The sequence below is a fragment of the Pontibacter populi genome, from assembly GCF_040278685.1.
Taxonomy (GTDB): domain Bacteria; phylum Bacteroidota; class Bacteroidia; order Cytophagales; family Hymenobacteraceae; genus Pontibacter; species Pontibacter populi.
On record NZ_JBEOKT010000006.1, the window covers coordinates 255,162 to 275,927 of the forward strand.

The following is a 20,766-nucleotide window of genomic DNA, read 5'->3' on the forward strand; positions in this document are numbered from 1 at the left end:
TTATAAGTTTTTTAAATCATTGAATCCTAAACTCTTTAACTCACTAACTCCTCAACTTCTTACCCTACCCAGATACTTTTCTGATTCACAAACTCACGGATGCCTACATAGGACAACTCACGGCCGTAACCGGATTTTTTGATACCACCGAAAGGCATTTCCGGTGAGGAGGCAACCATGGCATTCACAAACATAGCCCCGGATTCTACCTGGCGGGCAACTTTTAAGCCGCGTTCGTGGTCTTTAGTCCAGACGGAGCCGGCTAAACCGAAGCGGGAGTCGTTTGCGATGCGGATGGCGTCGTCTTCGTCTTTGGCAACAATAAAAGCGGCTACGGGGCCAAACATTTCTTCGTCGTAAGCAGGCATGCCGGGCTTCACATTGCTCAGGATCATCGGTTTAAAATACGCACTGTCCTTGCCTTCGCGGCCACCTTTCAACACAACTTTTGCCCCTTTTTTTATTGATTGCTCAACCTGTTCCTGTAGTTCTTCTGCCAGGTCGGGGCGTGCCATCGGGCCGTAATCGCAATCGTCTTTCAGTGGGTCGCCGGTTTTGAGAGCTGCCATCTTAGCTTTTATCTTATCCAGGAAAGTATTGGCAATCGTTTCTACAACTATAAAGCGCTTGGCAGCAATACAACTCTGGCCCGTATTCACCATTCTTGATTTCATGGCGTTCTGAGCTGCCAGTTCCAGGTCCGCATCAGCCAACACTATAAATGGATCGGAGCCGCCTAATTCGAGAACTGTCTTTTTAATCTCTTTTCCTGCTGTGGCCGCCACATGGGCACCTGCTGCTTCGCTTCCGGTTAAGGTTACTGCTTTTACTGCCGGATGACCGATCACAGCATCCACTTCTTTAGAGCCTATTAGCAACGTATAAAATACATCTTCAGGGAAACCAGCCTTACGGATGATCTCTTCTATGGCCAGCGCACATTGGGGCACGTTTGAGGCATGCTTTAGTAAACCTGTATTGCCAGCCATAAGCGCAGGAGCCAGGAAGCGGAAAACCTGCCAGAACGGGAAATTCCAGGGCATAACGGCTAGAATAACGCCTAGCGGTTCATAAGCGATCAGGCTTTTTTCTGCTTTAGTTTCTATAGTTTCATCCTTCAGAAAGTCTTCTGCATTTTCAGCATAGTAGCGGCAGGCAAGGGCGCATTTTTTAACTTCAGCAATACCGTCTTTCAAAGGTTTTCCCATTTCGAGGGTAATGATGCGGCCATACTTTTCTGCATCGTTATCAAGTATGCCGGCACATTTTTGCATCAGTTTGGCGCGTTCTGCAAAAGTGGTTTTTCGCCAGTTTCGGAATGCTTTATCAGCAGATTCAATTTTCTGTTCGACCTCTTTTGAAGTGTGCGGTTCAAATGTTTTTACCACCTCGTTGGTGGCCGGATTCATAGTTTGGATGGCCATAGTGTCGTGTTAATATCAAAAGTAAATATACGCAACGCCAGTCTTACAGACTACAAACTATAGCGATCTGAACTATAGTTTATGACAGTAATCTATAGCAGCCGTTCGGTATTTTTTAAGTTATAGTTTAGTTTTCAGTAATGGCTGACGTAGATTTACATACAGGTAACAGCAAACAATACCGCTTGTTGCCGCTTTATTACAGATATGCAGTTATAACTTATGGAAAAGACCTATTACGACCCGGCCGACCTGAAAAAGTTTGGCGATATAACACAACTTCAGCCTGAAATGGGCAACAAGTTTTTCGATTATTACGGTGAAGTGTTTAAGGAGGGCGCACTGACAGCCCGCGAAAAGGCGTTGATCGCACTGGCGGTGTCGCATGCGGTGCAGTGCCCGTATTGCATTGATGCCTACACGTCGGATTGTTTGCAGAAAGGCGCTGACGAAAACCAGATGATGGAAGCAGTGCATGTGGCGGCAGCTATAAAAGGCGGTGCGGCACTGGTGCACGGCGTACAAATGATGAACAAGATCAAAGAACTTACCATGTAATTTATGGCGCTTTCGGCTACATCGCTACACAGGCAGAAACACGAATTATCAGAACCGGCTTACCAGCTTACGGTACTGCAACAGGGCGCGCAGTTCCCGGAGTTTGCAGCACAGTTACAGCAGCATGATTTATACCCGCTAAAGCCAACGGGCGCAACTATACTGCAGGTGAATGTAGGCAAAATGTGCAACCAGACCTGCCGCCATTGTCACGTTGATGCAGGCCCGGACCGTAAAGAGATTATGACCCGCGAAACGATGCAGCTGTGCCTGGATGCGCTGGTAGATTCTCCCGACATCACAACTATAGATCTGACTGGCGGTGCACCGGAGATGAACCCGGACTTCAGGTGGTTTGTAGAGGAATTGTCGAAGCTTGGAAAGCAAGTTATAGTTCGCTGTAACCTGACCATTATCCTGGCGAATAAAAAGTACCACGACCTGCCGCTTTTCTTTAAAGAACATAAGGTGCAGGTAGTATCGTCGTTGCCATATTTTGCTGCCAGCCGTACTGATGCGCAGCGTGGCGATGGCGTGTTTGATAAATCGATTAAGGCGCTGCAATTGCTGAATGAAGTTGGATATGGCAAGACTGGCTCCGGTTTGCAACTCGACCTGGTATACAATCCGTCTGGCGCATTTTTACCTGCTGCACAACAGGCTTTAGAAGCGGAATTTAAACGAAGACTGAAAACTGGCTTTGATATCGATTTCAATAACCTTTTCTGCATCACCAATCTGCCTATAAGCCGTTACCTGGATTACCTGGTGCAAAGCGGCAACTATGAGAGTTATATGGAGAAACTGGTTGATGCCTTTAATCCGGCTGCCGCAGCCAGTGTCATGTGCCGGAATACGATCTCGGTGGGCTGGGATGGTTATTTATACGATTGCGACTTCAACCAAATGCTTGAGTTGCACGTTAGCCCAACTGCCCCGCAACACATCCGCGATTTTAACCTGGCAGCACTTAACAAACGAAACATCATCCTGAATCAGCATTGTTATGGTTGCACAGCCGGAGCCGGCTCCAGTTGCGGCGGACAAACCGTTCCTTAACCTATAGTTGATTCATGCCCAAAAGAATACTTTTTTTAGTTGTTTTTATAGTTGCAGCCATTGTTTTCACAGACCTGGGCAAGCACTATAGTTATAGTTTACTCACCAATATTGTTTCAAACCAGGCGGTACCCAACATCGATCCTGAAGAGCTATATGCTTTAAAAGAACCCTACATTTTGCTGGATGTACGAACCCCTGCAGAGTACAAAGTAAGCCATATAAAAGGGGCAAGGCTCGCGAACTATACTACTTTTCAGGTTGATGATCTGGCTGATTTACCCAAGGATGCGAGGATCATCGTTTACTGCTCTGTTGGGGTGCGCAGTTCCAAGGCGGGATTGCAATTGCTTGAGGCTGGTTACAAAGATGTGGCACACTTATATGGCGGTATTTTTAACTGGGTAAACAATGGCTATCCGGTTTTTGATGCCAATGGCCAGACAAATCGTATACATGGCTATACCCGCTTCTGGGGTTACTGGCTAACGGAAGGTGTTAAAGTGTATGGAAAATAAAAGACTGCTGTTACTGTTTGTGCGTGCCCCCGAACTGGGCAAAGTTAAGACCCGCCTGGCCGAAGCTGTTGGCCCCGAAGTGGCACTCGAAATTTACATTCACCTGCTGCAGCATACCCGCCAGATAACCGAAAAACTGGACACTGACAAAGCTGTTTATTTTGCTGATGCTATAGTTTATGATGAACTATGGCCTAAAGCGATTTACCAGCATCATTTGCAAACGCAGGGAGATCTTGGCCAGAAAATGCAGGCTGCTTTTGAGGACGCTTTTGCAGAAGGCTATAGTTCGGTGGTGATCATCGGGAGCGATTGCAAACAACTGACACAGGAAATTATTGAACAGGCTTTTGATGCCCTGCAGACGCACAAGGTAGTGATAGGCCCGGCGCTTGATGGCGGTTATTACTTGCTGGGCATGAACAAACTATACCCGGAGCTTTTTCAAAATAAACAGTGGAGTACATCAACCGTTTTTGCAGAGACCTTATACGATGTGGAGCGGCTGCATTTATCTCACAAACTTATGCCGGAACTGTCGGATGTAGACCATATGGAAGATGTGGATTTTGACTGGCTGGCTGAACCTGAACTATAAATTTGCACTTTCATAGCCATACACATCATTCCTGAACTGTACTTTGCCATTCTGGTCTACCCAGGCTGTCTGGTATATAATGTGGAGCGGCATTGGTTTCCGGATGCGCAGGTACAGGTTACGATCCCACCTGGCTAATAATGCTTTCGCTTTCTCTTCTGTCTGATCTGACCGTTGCTGCAACAGGTATAACGCCAGCTCATAAGGTTTCTCCAGCCTGATGCACCCGTGGCTGAAATCGCGCTGTTCGTATTTAAACAGTTCTTTTCGGGGCGTGTCGTGCATGTATTGGTTGGCCTTGCTGTTATACAGAAATTTTAGCTCCCCCAACTCATTTTGTTTACCAGGCAACTGCACGATCTGGTAATTGAAATTGCTTGCATTTACTTTGTGCCAGTTCACCCGCCACGGGTTTATCTGCCTGCCATCCAGGTATACGCGCATGTTGCGTTTGTACAGGTAGTTGGGGTTCCGGCGAAGGATAGGTACGATCTCGTTCACGGAAATAGATTTAGGCAGGTTCCAGTTCGGGTTTACAACTATACTCAGCAGCTCTGTTTTATTCTGATAGGTAGGAGAACTTTTCTTGCCAACTATGGTGCGCATCTGCAACAATACTTTACTGCTATCAGCCAGGTATAGGTTAAAGGCCGGGATGTTGATGAAAATGGCTGGGAATTCGATATCAGCACAAGCAGATTGCCAGCGTTGCAGATTAACCTGAAGCAGTTTAAGCCGCTGAGATGGCAGTACATTTATGGCAGCTATAGTCTGTGGGCCTACAATACCGGTAGCTTTAATTCCGTGGCGTTTCTGGAAATTTATAGTTGCCACCACCAACAGCGAATCATAGACCGAAGTAGAATCAAGGTGGTCTAGCTGAAGGTCTTTGGTGAGTAATAGGTTGTGCTGCAGTTTGGGTACAGCCACGTTAGTATCGCCGGGGCTCAGGCGCAGGTCTGTCGGTAAGGTTTTCCAGTCGTTTACATTCGCGATACAGGTGTATAGTTCTATGGCCTGTTGCATCAGAACTGTTTGCCGCTCCGGGTTAAGCCAGGCTGGCTCCACCAGCTGCGCCGCACCCCGCAAAGGGAGCAACAACAAAAGCGCTGTTGCAAACAGGTAATACATGATTGAAAAGGAGAGAGTCCGTATTTTTGTCTACGGAGTTACAGGTTTATAGTATAGTTTTGCCCTGATAACCTTTTACTTAAAATTCGGTTATCAAACCAACTGTACTACCAACTGCTTCCAGTCACAACAAATTAGCTACATGCACTTTATCAAGCAATATAGTTTAGGTTTTATGCTTTTCATGCTGGCCGCCTGCTCTACCCCGGATGCAACTGATCAGAAAGCCGATAAGGATAGCTACGCAACTATAAAACCGTACTTTAAAACCGACTGGGCGATGAATAAACTGTGGGATGATGGCTTGGCAGAAGTTGCGATCTATGATGCGGAAAGGGTAGTGTACGGCAATAATCGGGAATTCGAATTCGCCATGATCACGGTAAAAGAGGATTTTAACCGCGAGTACAACGTTAAAACCGACAACTATACCCGCAATGACCTTTTCCCGGTGATGAAGATAAACCAGCTCTGCCGCATCCCTACGGATAATTACCCTTACCATTACATGACTTCCGTGTTCGTAAACCGCCAATATCCCTGGGATCTGCATAAACTTACCACCTCGTCGCAGGAGTGGTGCGGCAACACGTTTAAGTCTATCACCAGGGGGCGGAATTTCATACTGAACTATAGTTCTTATTTTGACGGGCAAGGCGAAGGCACCTGGCAGCTTTCTACTGAGTTGTTATTTGAAGACCAATTGCCGTATAGTTTGCGTGCGCTTCGTTTTGAAAGCAAGCCGACCTTTAACGTAACTATAGCCGAAACACAGCAGACTAACAAAGCAGCACAGCCGGAAGAATATAACGCCACTATTACAGCCACCGAAGCAACTATAGAGGGCAAAGCGACATGGCTGGTAAATGTGCAGCTGGCACCAAACAAAGTAAACCAGTACTGGTTTGCTACTGCATATCCGAACACATTAATCCGGCAAAAAACCTGGGATGGCCGTACACTGGAACTGAAAAAAATAAGCCGTTACGCCTACTGGCAAGGAAATTAAACAGCATAATATGTCAGCAACTATAGCTAAAAGCACATTACAATTTTTAAGCGACCTGAGCCGTAACAATACCCGCGAATGGTTCGCCGAAAACAAGCCGCGTTACGAAACAGCCCGAAAAGATTTCCTGGGTTTCCTTGATGAGATGCTGAAGGAGATGGCGCATTTCGAGCCTGTCGCCAGCACCCAAACAGGCAAGGATCTGGTTTTCAGGATCTACAGGGATGTGCGTTTTTCAAATGACAAACGACCGTACAAAGCTCATTTCGGGGCGTACGTGGCCGATGGTGGTCGCAAATCCATACTTCCGGGTTACTACTTGCACCTGGCTGGCAACAACAATTCTTTCCTGGCCGGCGGACTCTGGATGCCACCGGCCAATTACCTGAAAGCCGTGCGGCAGGAGATCGACTATAGCCTGGATGAATTTAAAACTATAGTGGAAGCGCCGGCCTTTAAAAAGAAATTTGGCGAGCTGCAGGGCGAGCAACTGAAAACCACACCAAAAGGCTACGACAAAGAGAACCCGGCTATCGAATACCTGCGCTTTAAAAGCTGGAACGCCGTTATGCCGCTGTCCGATAAAGTAGTCCTGGGAAGTGATTTTTTGGAAGTGGTGCTGGATGGATTTAAAAGCCTGAAACCTTTTAATGATTTCCTGACAGCCCCATTAAAAGAGATAGGAGAAGACTAGGCTACTTCAGGTTGGCATGGCTGCGGCGCTGGCGGTACAGGTATACTTCTACCAACAGCCAAAGCATAACGATAGTGTATTCCAGCATAATGAGGGCAGTGTCTTCGGAGTAAATGCTGGTGCGGTAGGCGCTGTAACTTAATATCGCCAGTCCCGACCAAACGACTGCAAACCGGAAAGCACTAAGTGTTGTTAGCGCCACAAGTGTTGTGATGTACCACGGGTGCACGGTAGTAGCCAGCAGCAGGAATACAGTAAGTGCAGCAGCCATGTAACCAGCAAGTCTTCTCACAGAGCCCAGTTTTTTTACCGCAGCCATCGGCACAACTATAGCAAACGTAGCCAGCGAAAGAAGTGGCCCGATTATGGCAATCTGGTTATAACCTGTTAGTTGTAAGCCAACCCATCTGAGCAGGTAATACACGCTTGCATTAAACTCAAACCGTTGGAAGTAAAGGTTCACGCTAGTGGCAATATGCTGTATCACCTCCAGGTTAATCAGCGGGAAACTAACTACTATAAGCGTGAGCCCGACAGCCGTTAAAAAATAGAAAAACTGTCGAGTACCCAGTTTGCGCCACATAAACGGTAAAAACAAAAGCGGCAGTAACTTAACCCCAACCGCAAGTCCGAAAGCACAGCCTGCCCATACCACACGCTGGTAAAAAAGCTGGTACAATCCAAGCAACACAAAAAAGATCATCAATGCCTCAAAATGCAGGTTGCCGGTCAGCTCCAGAATTACGAGTGGGTTTAGTGCATACAACAATACATGCCCATCAGATAAACCCATTTTGCGCAACAGCCTCAGCAACAGGAAAATGTTAAGCACCTCCGCTACCAGTATTATTACCCGGATAACAACAATACTGCCGGTAATGCTGTAAGGGGAGAGCTTGGCAGAAAGCCAGAAAACGGCCTGCGCAACAGGCGGGTAGACACTATAATAGTTGGGGGAGTTGAGTCGCTGGAAAAGTGCCTCATTGATACCGGAAACTATAGTTGCGCCTTCCTGCACAAAATAGCCAGGCAGGTACAAATAAGGATTTATGCCTGCAGACAGCAACCGGCCATCCCAGATAAACCGGAAATAATCGTCGGAAAGTAGGGGAGTGGCCGGCAGCAAGATTAGCCTGAAAAAGATAGCTGCTGCTATGCCATGCCAGAGCGGTACACGCTGGTTTACTACATAAACATACCCCGCAAAACACACTGCAAACAACAATACCAGTTGCGCGAAATTATCGCGGGGCATAGCATATCCCAGCGCAGCATACATAACCGCCGAAACGCCCAGTACAACATAAGCAGCTATAGTTCGCTTTTGTGAGGTCATGCTTTTTTATGATGCACTAAGGTATAAAAAAACACCAGACCAAAGCCAGTTGCCAGCATAATATGAAAAGGAAGCAAGCCATAGTCCTGCAGGTGAAGGCCAAGCCAGATTGCCCAGGCAAAATATAAAGCTAGCAAGCCTTCGAGCCACGTAACCACGCTAATGCCGGGCAAGGTGTAAAGTTTCTTTTTCCAGCTGTCATGCGCCTGCACAAGGTTGTATTTCGGAGTCCGGATAAAAGGTGTTTTTCTTCCTGCATATCCTTCCAGCACTGCCACACTATTATGCAACGACATACCCATCGACATGGTCAGGAACAGTAGGAAATCAACTATAAAACGAAAGCCAGCCTTGCCGGAAGTTCGCCGGTTTGCCGACACCCAGTAAAACGCAAACAATGCCAGAAAGCTAACCATAAAAAAAGCGCCCAGCTTAAAAAACCAACCCAACTGCGGATTATTCTCTTTTATAAAAAGTATTGGAACTGAAAGAATAGCTGTGAGCAACACACAAACAAACACGCTGCTGTTGAGCAAATGGAAAAGCGCATGCAGTTTGGCATTAATGGGCTCAGGAGATCTCAGGACCTTCGCTATGTGTTTACGGGCAGTTTCGGCGGCTCCTTTGGTCCAGCGGTATTGCTGCGACTTTAACCCGCTCATTTCAGCGGGCAATTCCGCCGGCGATTCGGTTTGCTCCTGGTACACAAATTTCCAGCCTTTCAGCTGTGCCCGGTAACTCAGGTCCAGATCCTCGGTAAGGGTATCAGCTTGCCAACCGCCGGCATCCACTATACAGGCTTTGCGCCACACACCGGCCGTGCCGTTAAAGTTTATAAAGTAATTTCCGTAGTTGCGCCCTTGCTGCTCCACCGTAAAATGAGCATCCAACCCAAACGCCTGTAGTCTTGTCAACAGTGAGTAATTTTTGTTCAAATGTCCCCAGCGCGTTTGCACTACGCCAATTTCAGGGCTAGTAAAACCAACTATAGTTTGCTTCAGAAAATCTGGGGAGGGCACAAAATCTGCATCAAAAATAGCGATGAACTCGCCGGTTGCGGTTTGGAGGCCATGCTGCAATGCGCCTGCTTTAAAGCCGGTGCGGTTGCTTCGTCTTACATGTTCAATTGTTACCCCCTGTTGCTGCAGCAAGGCTATCTTTTCAGAAATGATGGTAGTGGTATCGTCTGTAGAGTCATCCAGGAGCTGTATCTGTAGTTTGTCTTTTGGGTAATCGAAAGCGGCAACGGCATCTATCAACCGAGAAATAACATAGCGCTCGTTGTAAACGGGTAACTGTACCGTTACAGTCGGGCAATTCTGAGGAACTATAGTTGGGTTTTGTATGGGAGTGCGGGTAAGATATAGCCACGTAAGGTGCAGTTGCACCAGGCTGTAACAGAAAATGAAGGCCAGGCAAAGACTATAAATCACCACTACTATAGTTGCTACCAGCGTCATCTGTTGTGCGGTTACATGTACCTAAATATCGTGAAAATAATTTTATAGCCAGCCAGCACCGTGCCTTTTATAGTTCCGGATACTTTAGAAACCCCGATACGCTTGCGGTAAGAAACCGGGACTTCCACGGATCGCATGTTTTGCTTCGCTGCTTTGGCTTGCATTTCCACTGTCCAGCCATAGGTGCGGTCCTGCATATTCAACTTCAGCAGCGTATCCAGCTTTATAGCCCGGAAAGGCCCGAGGTCGGTATACTTTACACCGTAAAGCAAACGCAGCAGTTTTGTAGCCAGCCAGTTTCCAAACAGTTGCTGCGGCAGCAACGAGCCGGCCTCTCTTTTGCCCAGCACCCGCGACCCGATCACCATGTCAGCAGTTCCGTCTACAATAGGTTTTAAAAGCAGATCCATTTCCTGCGGATAATCCGAGAAATCACCATCCAGAAAAACAATAATGTCCGGGCGGGTTTCTGCTGGCTTTGCAGCTGCATAGGTAATTCCCTTCATGCAGGCATGGCCGTAACCGGGTTTTGGTTCGTGCAATACGGTGGCTCCGGCCTGGCTTGCTGTTTCGGCGGTGCGGTCGCTGGAGTTGTTATTCACCACGATCACATCCGTTACAAATTCCGGGATGTCAGCCACAACTTTACCAATAGAGTGTTCCTCGTTATAAGCCGGGATAATGACGTTTACGCGTGCCATAGTTCAGGTTGAACTGCAAAGATGCCCATTTATACTTAGTGATACCAAAAACCGCTTTACCTTTGCTATTATTTATTCCATTACACACACGTTGACAACTTTTACAGCAGCAGTTTGTTTAAGTATGGCAAACAAGTAAATACCAGATGAGCGAAAAAGTTAATATTGGAGATAAGGCTCCGGATTTTGAATTGGTAAAACCCGATGGTGGCCTGTTCAGGCTTAAAGACCAGCTAAAGGATAAAAACGTGGTACTGTATTTTTACCCGAAAGACAATACGCCCGGCTGCACCAAACAAGCCTGCGAGTTTAGGGACCAGTATGAAGTTTTTAAAGAGCACGACGCCGAAGTAGTGGGTATTAGTGGAGACAGTGCCGACTCGCATGAAAAGTTTGAACAAAGCCATCGCCTGCCTTTTGTGCTGCTCAGCGACAAAGGCAACCAGGTTCGCAACATGTTTGGCGTACCGCGTAAGTTCGGCATCATTCCCGGTCGTGTTACTTATGTAATTGATAAGAATGGCATTGTTCGCTACATCTTTAACTCGATGACCAAACCACTGGAGCATGTGAAGAATGCACTTGAAGTGCTGAAAGACATAGAGAAAAAGTAATTATAAAAGAGAAGGCCTGCTGGTAGTCAGCAGGCCTTCTCTTTTATAATTCAGCTTTAGCTTAATAACCGCTTAGCGTACCAGTGTAAGCTTTTTGTTATTGTAGAAATCAACGTACAGGAAACCGTACTCCTTATTAAAGAGGACAGTTTTTACACTGTTGAGCTTTACGCTGTCGGCATTGATCTCATATACATTATTATAAACGTTGCCATCTACTTCCAGGGTCTCATGGGTTGGATTGTTTTGATCTAGTACCCAGTCACCAAGGTTATCTACAGCAATCTTAACTTGAAGGCTGTCCGGTCGTTTCAGGATGTAAGTAAAAAGTCGCGGATATCGGCCTGTTGTATCTGAAACTTCGCCAAGTACCTGGGTGTCCAGTCTTTCCATGCATTCATCAGAAAGAGAGATGCCTTCGCCGGGAACATTCTGGCCAAGGAAGCCCAGAAATTTATATGATCTGATCAGCGTGTCTCTTTCATCCTTGTACACAGGCTTATCTCCGATTTCGTAAACCAGCCATTCGGTTTCTGCTTCTGTTGGGTAGGTAATGGTAGGGTTCTCACACGATTCGCAGGAGTAAAGGAACAAGCTGCCAAACAGTAAAGAGAAAATGGTAGTAACAGTTCTTTTCATGGGTGATAGTTAGTTATAGGAGATGCAAAATACGGTATAATCGGCTATAAATGAAATATTTTACAGCAAGGTACAAATTTTACATAAACAACATGTTGCAACACCGTTTCGGGAAAGAATCAGACGTGAAAACTATAGATAGCTGCCTGAATTAGCAACTGAAGGAAGGATAATAAGCAAAGGGCACAAAAAAACTGCCGGCTTACAAAAGCTTCAGCATAAAAAGTATCATCAACACTACCCAACAATCTACTTTTTCCGCTATGTGCTCCGTTAACCGGCAGTATATATTTATAAGTATCTCTAGTTTATAGTTACAGGCTGAGGTTTAACTTTCGGGCGCAGTACCAGCCATATAAACGTGCCGGCTATAGTACCCGAGAAAAACGTAAAAACTGTAACTACCCAGCCATTAATTCCGCGCAACTCTGCATCATGATATACCCAGGTTAAAATAAAACCAAGCAGTCCGATGTATATTAAAAAAGTTGCCAGTATCACCGCTGATGTAATATAAGGCATCCAGAATTCCATGTTTGTAACAGTATTAGTTAAACAGCAACAGCGTTAAAAATTGCACTGTTGTTTGTAAGTTAAACTAGGTAGCAGAATTAATGTTTAGGACATTTTAAAGAATGTAATAGGAATGTGAATATTGTGCAATAAGATTCATTGCATTATTCTATAGTTGGCGGGTAGTATAATTGAATTGGTTGCCAGGCATTAGAGTTTGCCTGAGGCTATAGTTACTGTTCTGTTGCGGTTGACTGGCGATGAGCCTGTATGACTTTCTTGAACAGGTCGGTCAGGTAATCGCCGCCCCATTTTCCGTAAAAGTTCATGTCGCGCACCTCGTATTCATCTAACATATAGTGCCTCGATGGGGTGAGGTAGCCCATGTAGCCCCCATTAAAACCGGTAACCATCAGCTTGTTGTTCTGTTGTGCGGTCAGTTGTTCAAGTTCTTTCATATACTCCCCGGAGTAGTCGGCTGGGGCGCCTAAAAACAGTACATCACCAACCTGCAGCGAGCTTACAAAAGACGGGTAATTGCCAAACAAACTATAGAACAGCCACGGCGCCAGGTGGTAGTTATCACTTATTCTGAACTCGGGGGCCGGTAAAGAAAGGGGCAGCCTGCTGTAGCCAAGCGTGTTTGTATAATGCATTTCTATAGTTGGCAACACCGGAATTATAGTTCGGGACAGTTGCGTACCCAGCGAATCTACACTTCTGAAAGAGTCTTCGTGGTGATAGACCGGCCTGTGACTGGCAACCGCTCCCGCCGTAAAAGCAGCAAAATCTACTTGTGTTTCTAAAGCATCTACAAAAGCGCCCGGGTAATCTCTGGAAAGAATTTGTTGTTTTGAAGGCAACACCGTTGCATGCGCCGAAAATGCTGCCAGCACAGCCACATCGCCATCACGTTGCTCAAACCGCATAAACCGAACTGTTGTGTCGCGTACGCTTTCTTCGCCATTTAAGCGGTTGCCAACCAGGTGACCGGCATAGGTTTTTCCATAACCTACCTTCGCAATTTCGGCATCGGCTCTGGCCAGTTTTATACTTTTGATGATCTGGTCTGTTGTTTTGTTTAACTGCTCCTGGCTATAGTTGCCGGCCATTACCCAACCCATCAGTTTTTCGCCCCAGCCGCCAAAACTGGTGTGCGTGTGTGTAGCCGACAGGTATAGTTGCTCTGGTTTTAGGCCGACTTTCAGGCTTGCATCATTAAGCGCAGCCGTTAAGGTCATAGGCGTAACCAGCATATCCAGAACTATAAAATAAGCCTCCTGTTTGCCGTTGTTGAAAGCAAACGTGCGCACATAAACCGAGTCGTGTACCGAAGTGTATTTTTTGCCTAGGCGTTTACCATAACCTGCCAGCGGAAAGGGCGGGGGAGGCGTAATGCTCAGTTTTGCCCAACCGACTTTCAAGGTGTCACCCTGCAATATTACAGGTTGCTGCTTTTGCAAGGTATTTATAGTTTCTTTATAGTAGGCGGTCTGTGCATACGGCGTAACATCGTTTTTACGGATAGCACAGGCCAGCAGCAACAGCAGCGGTAGCACGAAAAAAAGCGCTTTACGCAGGAATCTATAGTTGGGTCTCTTCTTCAAACAATGCAAGTTAATACAATTTTTTAGCTCACTTTACAGGCACTTTATACAATTTTCCGGGTGAAACAAGTTTACGGTTTGGCATTTAAACTATAAATTTGGCTTTCTGATGATCCGGTAATGGCTATGTGTGCACGAAACTGCGGGTAAAGGCGCCGGATAAACGATAACAGACATTTATTTAAACTTACTTACTAAACTGAGCTTATCAGTTACTTGATTATGGAGTTCAATATAAACCATTTACTTAAGATCGCCGGTGAGCTGAGCATCACGATCAAACAGATCGAGGCGACAGCTACCTTGCTGGACGAGGGTGCGACCGTGCCTTTCATTTCCCGTTACCGGAAGGAAGCTACCGGCTCTTTAGATGAAGTACAGGTTGCTGCCATCCGTGACCGTTTGGAGCAGCTACGCGAACTGGACAAACGCCGCGAAAGCATCCTGAAATCCATACGTGAGCAGGAAAAACTGACCCCTGAGCTGGAAGAGCAGATAATGGCTGCAGAAACCATGGCCGTGCTCGAAGACATTTACCTGCCTTACAAACCGAAGCGTCGCACCAAAGCAACTATAGCCCGCGAAAAAGGACTGGAGCCACTGGCGCAGCGCCTGTTTGAGCAGGAGAATTTTGATGTGGAAGGCGAGGCTGCCAACTATATCTCGGAAGAGAAAGAAGTTAAAGACACTGTTGAAGCCTTAGCCGGTGCCCGCGATATTATGGCCGAGTGGATGAACGAGAATGCCGAAGCCCGTGCCAGCATGCGCCAGCTTTTCGAGAAGAAAGGCGTGTTCAAGAGCCGTGTAATGATGGGCAAGGAAGAAGAAGGCCAGAAGTTCAAGGATTATTTTGAATGGGAAGAGCCGATCGAGAAAGCCCCATCGCACAGAATATTAGCCATGCGCCGCGGCGAAACTGAAAATGTACTGATGCTGAGCGCCCAGCCTGATGATGAAGAAGCGCTGACCCGCCTGGAAGACATGTTCGTGAAGGGCAACAATTCGGCATCGGAGCAGGTGAAACTGGCTGCCAAAGATTGCTACAAGCGCCTTTTAAAGATGAGCATGGAAACCGAAGTACGCCTGAGTTCAAAAAAACGTGCCGACGAAGAAGCCATACGGGTATTTGCCGATAATCTGCGCCAGTTGCTGCTATCATCTCCGCTAGGCCAGAAAACGGTATTGGCCCTTGACCCTGGGTTCAGGACTGGTGTGAAGACAGTTGTATTGGATAAGCAAGGCAAACTACTTCATAACGAAACCATTTACCCGCACACAGGCCAGCACAAAGAGCAGGAAGCAGCCCAGACAGTTCGCTACATGGTTACCCGCTTCGAGGTAGAAGCCATTGCCATTGGTAACGGAACCGCCAGCCGCGAAACCGAAGCCTTTGTAAAATCTCTGAAACTACCTGCTTCGGTAATGGTTGTAATGGTGAACGAAAGTGGCGCTTCTATTTACTCTGCTTCGGATGTTGCCCGCGAAGAATTCCCGGATCAGGATGTAACGGTAAGAGGCGCTGTTTCTATTGGCCGCCGTTTAATGGACCCTCTTGCCGAACTGGTAAAAATAGACCCGAAAAGCATAGGCGTAGGCCAGTACCAGCACGACGTAGACCAGTCTGCTTTAAAACACTCTTTGGATGACGTAGTAATGAGCTGCGTGAATGCCGTGGGTGTGGAAGTTAACACTGCCAGCAAGCAGTTGCTGACCTATGTTTCAGGACTTGGGCCAGCTTTGGCACAAAATATAGTTGAGTACCGCAATCAGAACGGACCATTTAAGACCAGAACCGAACTGAAGAAAGTTGCCCGTTTAGGTGATAAGGCTTTTGAACAGGCAGCCGGTTTCCTTAGAATCCGGGATGCAAAGAACCCGCTGGATGCATCAGCAGTGCACCCGGAGAGTTATCCTATAGTTGAGCAGATGGCGAAAGACCTGGGTGTAACCGTGAAAGACCTGATGCAGAAAGACGAGTTGCGCAAACAGATCAACCTGAAGAACTATGTAACCGATACGGTAGGTCTGCCAACCCTGCAGGACATCGTGAGTGAACTGGCCAAGCCGGGCCGCGACCCGCGCGAAACTTACGAAGCATTCAGCTTTACCGAAGGCGTGAACGAGATAAAAGACCTGCGCGAAGGTATGAAGCTGCCAGGTATTGTTACTAACGTAGCTGCCTTTGGCGCCTTTGTGGATATCGGTGTGCACCAGGATGGCTTGGTGCATGTGAGCCATTTATCAGATCGTTTTATAAATAACCCGCATGATGTGGTGAAAGTAGGGCAGAAGGTAGAAGTTACAGTGCTGGAAGTAGATGCCAGCCGCAAGCGTATCTCATTGAGTATGAAAGGCGATCCTGCTGCTCCAAAACCAGCAAGAGACGGGGGCAACAGAGATCGAAACAACAAAGCCGGAAACAAGAAAGAAGAAGAACCGATGGATGATTTCCAGGCGAAACTAGCCAAGCTGAAAGGCATGTTCAAGTAAGCTTATAGTTTATACCTGCTATAGGAAAGAGCACAACTTTATAGGTTGTGCTCTTTTGTTTATTGGTAAGCATTGCTACATACTTGCTGTAGGAATTTATTTTAAAGCATTAAAGTCTAACATATAAATAGTTGAATATTGAAATTTTTTATGGATGTTTGTGTACATTCCTTCAACTAAGTTTTTATGAAAATGAAAAAATTATTACTCTCTTTTGGCCTTTTGTTTATGGCCGTAGGAGGCACTATGGCACAAGAAAAGGGTAAAATCAGACTGGGTGCTGGTGTAGTTTATGGTACTGAAGCTAGTCTTGGTGATGATAGTGATAATAAAGGTGGTATCGGTTTCAATTTAGGTGGCGAATATTTTATTACAGATAAAATATCAGCTGCTCCTAGCTTCACATATTTCATGAAGTCGGAAACTGAATTCTTAGGTGGTAAATTGTCAGGTCAGCCATCATCACTCAATTTGGATGGTAGATTTTATACCGGTGATGGGGATATCGCTTTTTATGGACTTGTTGGTCTTTCTATGGGATTTGCCAAAACAGAGATGAAAGATAGTGAAGTTGTTGAAAACAGCTCAGACTCAGATAACAAAGCTGGTATTAATGTTGGCGTGGGTTTAGTTTATCCAATCAACGAAAGGATAGGACTTAATGGGCTGGTTAAGTATAATTCACCGTATGAACAACTTGAAATTCAAGCTGGATTTACTTTTACATTGAATTAACAAGTATCTATTTTAAAGTTTATAAAAAAGGCCCTGCTTTCACAGGGCCTTTTTTATTGCCACGAAAAGTTGAATCAGGTCAGATCAAAAATAACAGCCATAGCTTATACCTGATACTAGGGTTTTAAACGTTGATGTATTCGTATGCAAAGCTGCGGTTTTGCATATAGCTTTGTTTTAAATACATCATTTTGATACATTACTTTTTACCCTTTATGAAGATCAGATTTTTCCTTGCAATGCTGTTTGTACTAGGTCTTGGATTTAATTCAATGGCACAAACAATTTCTGTTGGTCCCCGCCTGGGTGTAAACTTTGGTACTCAGAAAGTACCTGGATCAGAGGACAACTTTGCAAAAGACTGGAACGACAAGGTGGAAGCAAGTACCGGCCTGCAGATTGGTGGAGTAGCAAATATAAAATTCAACGAAACATTTTCTGTTCAGCCGGAGCTGTTGTTTACCCAGAAAGGCTACAAATATGTAAGTGACACTAGGACGGTAACTGGAAAGTACGATTACCTGGAGCTACCTCTATTGGCTAAGATATCGTTTGGTGCACCCGATTTTCAGGGCTTTATAACGGCAGGGCCAACATTCGGGTACTGGGCAAGCGGCAAAGACACTTTTAAGATTGGCGGAAGAGAATTTAGCGAAGACGTTGATTTTGACGATGACTTGACTGAGAACCGTACAGAAGTTGGCGGTAGCATTGGTGCCGGTTTTGCGGCTTACCTGGGTGCCGGATCCCTGAATTTTGACTTACGCTATGGTGCTGGGTTTACAAACACGTTCGAATCTGATGAGGATGGAAAATTAAAGAATAGCGGTTTCAGCGTGTCAGTAGCTTACCTGTTCGGTCTGTAATCAAAAACTGAAACCATACATTTGAGAAGGTCTTGCTGAAGCAGGGCCTTTTTAGTTTCCGTATACTTATAAACTATACCTGGTGCGTTGTTTGTTTGGTGTAGTATAAACCATAATCCGATGAACTATAAACGAATAACCACTTGGCTGGCTATAGTTGTTTTCCTCTCTACATTTTCGTGCAAGCAGGCCAGCGATCTGAAAGCATTTACCGAAGCCAACTATAAACTGCAGGGCATTGAAGATCTGCGCCTGAACGGAGTGGATGTAACTGATAAACGCACACCATTTGATTTCAGAACAGCCGAAGGAGACAGTCTTTTATCTGCTTTCACGACAAATAACCTGAGCGCTACCACCACTCTTTTCCTGGAAGTTGAGATGCAGGATCCGGAAGTAGCCCGCTCGATGCAGATCACCAACCTGGAATGGCAGCTTTTAGTGGATGGCAAAGAAACCCTGACCGGAAACGTGGATGAGCCTTTGAATTTACAGGATGGTCTGAATGAATTGCCGGTAGTATCTACGGTTACGCTCGCCGAAGTAGAAGGCCTGCAGAACTATGAAGGCTTTTCCACTTTAACAACCCTGATCGCAAAAGGCAGGGATGTGCGCGACAGGCTGGTTTTCAGGATAAAACCAACTATAAAAACACCGGTCGGCAACGTAACCTTACCCGACTATATCACAGTAGGCCAACCGGCTGGCAGCTGACCCGGCAGAAAATATAGCTTCTGTAAATTCGTTAAACTAAATAAGTTGCAGGAGTATAGCGGAGCGTTTTTTGGCAACAATCTTGCTTATAGAACTATACCGATCTGTAACTATCCGGCTGATCTAATGAAGAATATGATGAACTCAACTATAAAAAGACTAACGCTGGCGCTTGCTTTACTTGTGGCGCCGGTCCTGATCAGGCACTCGTCAACTGCTACTGCTTCTACCGTAACAACTACTAAAACAGTTGGTGCCCGTGATATTGTGAAAGAGATAATTGATGTGGTTGGCTTAAAACCCCGTTTCGAGTTGCGTGCTGCCAATATTGAGAACGCTGCTGCCGTAATTTATAACGGTGAAAGATACATTTTATATAATGAGGATTTCCTGGCAGCTATAAACAATGCCGTGCATACCGACTGGGGCGGTGTAAGCATTTTGGCGCACGAAATCGGGCACCACCTGAACGGGCATACCCTGAGCAGAGCTGGCAGCAACCCTGCAGACGAATTGGAAGCAGATGAGTTTTCAGGGTTTGTTTTACGTAAGATGGGGGCAAGCCTGGCTGAGGCACAGGCTGCGATCAACCTTCTTTCAGAAGAACATACCTCAGCTACGCACCCGGGCCGTAGTTACAGGTTGGCCTCTATCAGCAAAGGGTGGCGCAACGCCGACTCGCAGTTAATAGCCAGCTCGCAAGGCCGTCAGCCAGACCGCAACGAGATCGTTTCACGTCCGGCCACCAGACAACAGACACAGGTGCAACGTGCCTCCCTGGACAGCCGCAATATCCTGAGCCGGGTACATTTTTCTTCTATTCCAAATGAACAGTTTTATGTGACCAAGGGCCTGCAACTGGTATATGTAACCGGTAACAGCGCCCGGGTGATCGGTAAACTTACCAAAACAAATAACCGCAATTATCCTTACTATTTCGAGAGCGATCATATACAAACGCTTTTTGTAACAGACCGGGGAGCCGTAGTAAACCAACAGGGAGAACGGGTCGGATACCTTACCTAAACTATAGACAGCCACCCTAAAGTGGCTGTTTTTGTTTCAGAGGAATACTATAGTTTGTAGAATTGCAATTTAAATGATCGTATAAAGTGCTTATAAGCTAAACTATAGTTCGGGCTGTTCAAGCTTTATACTTAACTTTACTTTATGATGAATACCACAAAACTGAATATATTCTCGCTGGCTGTATGGTTGCTGATGCCGCTTTTTATAGTTGGCTGTAGCACCAAGAGCGATGTAGATGCTTTTAAAGAAGCGAAATATGACCTGGCAGGTATTGATGCCGTGAACCTGAACGGGGTAAGCCTACTAAATAAATCCGATATCAGTGATTTTTCTTTCTCAGAGGCCAGCAGGCTTTTCAGCGCCGTATCCAGCAATAACCTTGCTGCTACCTCTACATTAGGCCTGCAGGTAACCCTACCGGAAGGCAGTAAAGACAGAACCATGACAGTTAACCAATTGAAATGGCAGCTACTGGTAGATGGCAAACAGGCTGTAACAGGACTGGTAGACAAACCGGTAGAGCTGAAGGACGGATTGAACACCATAACTGTATCCTCGCTGGTGAAGCTTGCTGAAGAACAGGGACGTGTGGACCTGAACCAGGTATTGCAGCTGGCATCGCTTCTAAATCAGAATGGTGGTAATAAGCCGGCCGTCTCACTACAGATCAAGCCAACTATACAGACCTCCATTGGTCCTTTGGAGCTGCCTGCGTACATTACAGTAACTAAGTAATGTACTATTTGTAGATGAGATTTAAAATTTTGATAACTTTTTAAAAAACCTGCCGTAGCATGGCACATTCCTTGCAATAGTTGTGTTAGACACATATAACCAACTTAAAGCCTAAGGAAATGAACACAGATGTAAATATAAGCCGCGACCAGCTGTCTATAAACAGTACTGTTAAAAATACAATGCTGAACGGATGGGTAAAGATGGGAAATGTAATTGCCCAGACAGATAGAATAACAACAGAAATTGCAAGCGACCCTTTCAAGAAATTCAACTCGCAGCTGGCTATTCGTGGCCAGAGAAGCTGGGTACGCTGGTAGGTTATTGTTAAGCAAG

22 protein-coding genes are annotated in these 20,766 nt (G+C 46.0%); 14 read left to right on the top strand and 8 right to left on the bottom strand.

Going from position 1 to position 20,766, the window contains the following annotated elements:
* Positions 1-59: 59 nt before the first annotated feature.
* Positions 60-1,424, bottom strand: coding sequence for an NAD-dependent succinate-semialdehyde dehydrogenase (locus ABS362_RS09125; protein ID WP_350412120.1), 1,365 nt, complete (start codon positions 1,422-1,424; stop codon positions 60-62).
* Positions 1,425-1,646: 222 nt separating this feature from the next.
* On the opposite strand from ABS362_RS09125, the gene ABS362_RS09130 reads away from it, so the two are divergent.
* Genes ABS362_RS09130 through ABS362_RS09145 form a run of 4 tightly spaced genes read left to right on the top strand, consistent with a single transcriptional unit; the run spans position 1,647 to position 4,157 of the window.
* Positions 1,647-1,982 (top strand): arsenosugar biosynthesis-associated peroxidase-like protein, encoded by a 336-nt coding sequence (locus ABS362_RS09130; RefSeq protein WP_162346629.1) that lies wholly within the window; start codon positions 1,647-1,649, stop codon positions 1,980-1,982.
* A gap of 3 nt (positions 1,983-1,985) precedes the next feature.
* Positions 1,986-3,041 carry an arsenosugar biosynthesis radical SAM (seleno)protein ArsS gene (gene arsS / locus ABS362_RS09135; protein WP_350412121.1) on the top strand — a complete coding sequence of 352 codons (1,056 nt, stop codon included), beginning with the start codon at positions 1,986-1,988 and terminating at the stop codon, positions 3,039-3,041.
* 14 nt (positions 3,042-3,055) lie between these two features.
* A complete protein-coding gene (locus tag ABS362_RS09140; RefSeq protein ID WP_350412122.1) occupies positions 3,056-3,559 on the top strand; it encodes a rhodanese-like domain-containing protein in 504 nt (167 codons plus the stop codon).
* Entirely contained in the window at positions 3,549-4,157 is a 609-nt protein-coding gene (locus ABS362_RS09145) for a TIGR04282 family arsenosugar biosynthesis glycosyltransferase (RefSeq protein WP_350412123.1), read from the top strand. Before ABS362_RS09140 ends, ABS362_RS09145 begins: the two co-directional genes overlap by 11 nt.
* On the opposite strand, the gene ABS362_RS09150 is transcribed toward ABS362_RS09145, so the two are convergent.
* A complete protein-coding gene (locus tag ABS362_RS09150; RefSeq protein WP_350412124.1) occupies positions 4,152-5,288 on the bottom strand; it encodes a L,D-transpeptidase family protein in 1,137 nt (378 codons plus the stop codon). The two genes, ABS362_RS09145 and ABS362_RS09150, sit on opposite strands and share 6 nt — an antisense overlap.
* A 142-nt stretch (positions 5,289-5,430) precedes the next feature.
* Between ABS362_RS09150 and ABS362_RS09155 the strand changes: the two genes are divergently transcribed.
* Positions 5,431-6,297: a hypothetical protein gene (locus tag ABS362_RS09155; protein ID WP_350412125.1), complete on the top strand. Its 867-nt coding sequence runs from the start codon at positions 5,431-5,433 to the stop codon at positions 6,295-6,297.
* Between the two features lie 10 nt (positions 6,298-6,307).
* On the top strand, positions 6,308-6,991 hold the full coding sequence (locus ABS362_RS09160) for a DUF2461 domain-containing protein (RefSeq protein ID WP_350412126.1): 684 nt from the start codon (positions 6,308-6,310) through the stop codon (positions 6,989-6,991).
* 1 nt (position 6,992) lies between these two features.
* On the opposite strand, the gene ABS362_RS09165 is transcribed toward ABS362_RS09160, so the two are convergent.
* Genes ABS362_RS09165 through ABS362_RS09175 form a run of 3 tightly spaced genes read right to left on the bottom strand, consistent with a single transcriptional unit; the run spans position 6,993 to position 10,488 of the window.
* Entirely contained in the window at positions 6,993-8,327 is a 1,335-nt protein-coding gene (locus ABS362_RS09165; RefSeq protein ID WP_350412127.1) for an MptA/MptB family glycosyltransferase, read from the bottom strand.
* A complete protein-coding gene (locus tag ABS362_RS09170) occupies positions 8,324-9,787 on the bottom strand; it encodes a glycosyltransferase (RefSeq protein WP_350412128.1) in 1,464 nt (487 codons plus the stop codon). The genes ABS362_RS09165 and ABS362_RS09170 overlap by 4 nt, the downstream gene beginning before the upstream one ends.
* A gap of 11 nt (positions 9,788-9,798) precedes the next feature.
* Positions 9,799-10,488, bottom strand: a complete 690-nt coding sequence (locus ABS362_RS09175; protein WP_350412129.1) for a glycosyltransferase family 2 protein — start codon at positions 10,486-10,488, stop codon at positions 9,799-9,801.
* A 146-nt stretch (positions 10,489-10,634) separates the two neighbouring features.
* Between ABS362_RS09175 and ABS362_RS09180 the strand changes: the two genes are divergently transcribed.
* On the top strand, positions 10,635-11,102 hold the full coding sequence (locus tag ABS362_RS09180) for a peroxiredoxin (protein WP_350412130.1): 468 nt from the start codon (positions 10,635-10,637) through the stop codon (positions 11,100-11,102).
* Positions 11,103-11,174: 72 nt separating this feature from the next.
* On the opposite strand, the gene ABS362_RS09185 is transcribed toward ABS362_RS09180, so the two are convergent.
* From ABS362_RS09185 to ABS362_RS09195, 3 genes are all read right to left on the bottom strand, one after another.
* Complete coding sequence (locus tag ABS362_RS09185; protein WP_350412131.1) at positions 11,175-11,741, bottom strand: hypothetical protein; 567 nt, start codon at positions 11,739-11,741, stop codon at positions 11,175-11,177.
* A gap of 303 nt (positions 11,742-12,044) precedes the next feature.
* Positions 12,045-12,275, bottom strand: coding sequence for a hypothetical protein (locus ABS362_RS09190; RefSeq protein WP_350412132.1), 231 nt, complete (start codon positions 12,273-12,275; stop codon positions 12,045-12,047).
* Positions 12,276-12,487: 212 nt separating this feature from the next.
* A complete protein-coding gene (locus tag ABS362_RS09195) occupies positions 12,488-13,861 on the bottom strand; it encodes a neutral/alkaline non-lysosomal ceramidase N-terminal domain-containing protein (RefSeq protein ID WP_350412134.1) in 1,374 nt (457 codons plus the stop codon).
* 222 nt (positions 13,862-14,083) lie between these two features.
* Between ABS362_RS09195 and ABS362_RS09200 the strand changes: the two genes are divergently transcribed.
* From ABS362_RS09200 to ABS362_RS09230, 7 genes are all read left to right on the top strand, one after another.
* Positions 14,084-16,351: a Tex family protein gene (locus tag ABS362_RS09200; RefSeq protein WP_350412135.1), complete on the top strand. Its 2,268-nt coding sequence runs from the start codon at positions 14,084-14,086 to the stop codon at positions 16,349-16,351.
* 186 nt (positions 16,352-16,537) lie between these two features.
* The gene (locus tag ABS362_RS09205) at positions 16,538-17,086 is read left to right on the top strand and encodes an outer membrane beta-barrel protein (protein WP_350412136.1); all 549 of its coding nucleotides are present in this window, start codon (positions 16,538-16,540) and stop codon (positions 17,084-17,086) included.
* A gap of 215 nt (positions 17,087-17,301) precedes the next feature.
* Positions 17,302-17,952 (top strand): porin family protein, encoded by a 651-nt coding sequence (locus tag ABS362_RS09210; protein WP_350412137.1) that lies wholly within the window; start codon positions 17,302-17,304, stop codon positions 17,950-17,952.
* Between the two features lie 120 nt (positions 17,953-18,072).
* Positions 18,073-18,666, top strand: a complete 594-nt coding sequence (locus tag ABS362_RS09215; protein WP_350412138.1) for a hypothetical protein — start codon at positions 18,073-18,075, stop codon at positions 18,664-18,666.
* A 45-nt stretch (positions 18,667-18,711) separates the two neighbouring features.
* The gene (locus tag ABS362_RS09220) at positions 18,712-19,692 is read left to right on the top strand and encodes a M48 family metalloprotease (RefSeq protein WP_350412139.1); all 981 of its coding nucleotides are present in this window, start codon (positions 18,712-18,714) and stop codon (positions 19,690-19,692) included.
* Positions 19,693-19,836: 144 nt separating this feature from the next.
* Positions 19,837-20,430 (top strand): hypothetical protein, encoded by a 594-nt coding sequence (locus ABS362_RS09225; protein WP_350412141.1) that lies wholly within the window; start codon positions 19,837-19,839, stop codon positions 20,428-20,430.
* A gap of 119 nt (positions 20,431-20,549) precedes the next feature.
* Entirely contained in the window at positions 20,550-20,750 is a 201-nt protein-coding gene (locus ABS362_RS09230; RefSeq protein ID WP_350412142.1) for a hypothetical protein, read from the top strand.
* Positions 20,751-20,766 lie beyond the last annotated feature (16 nt).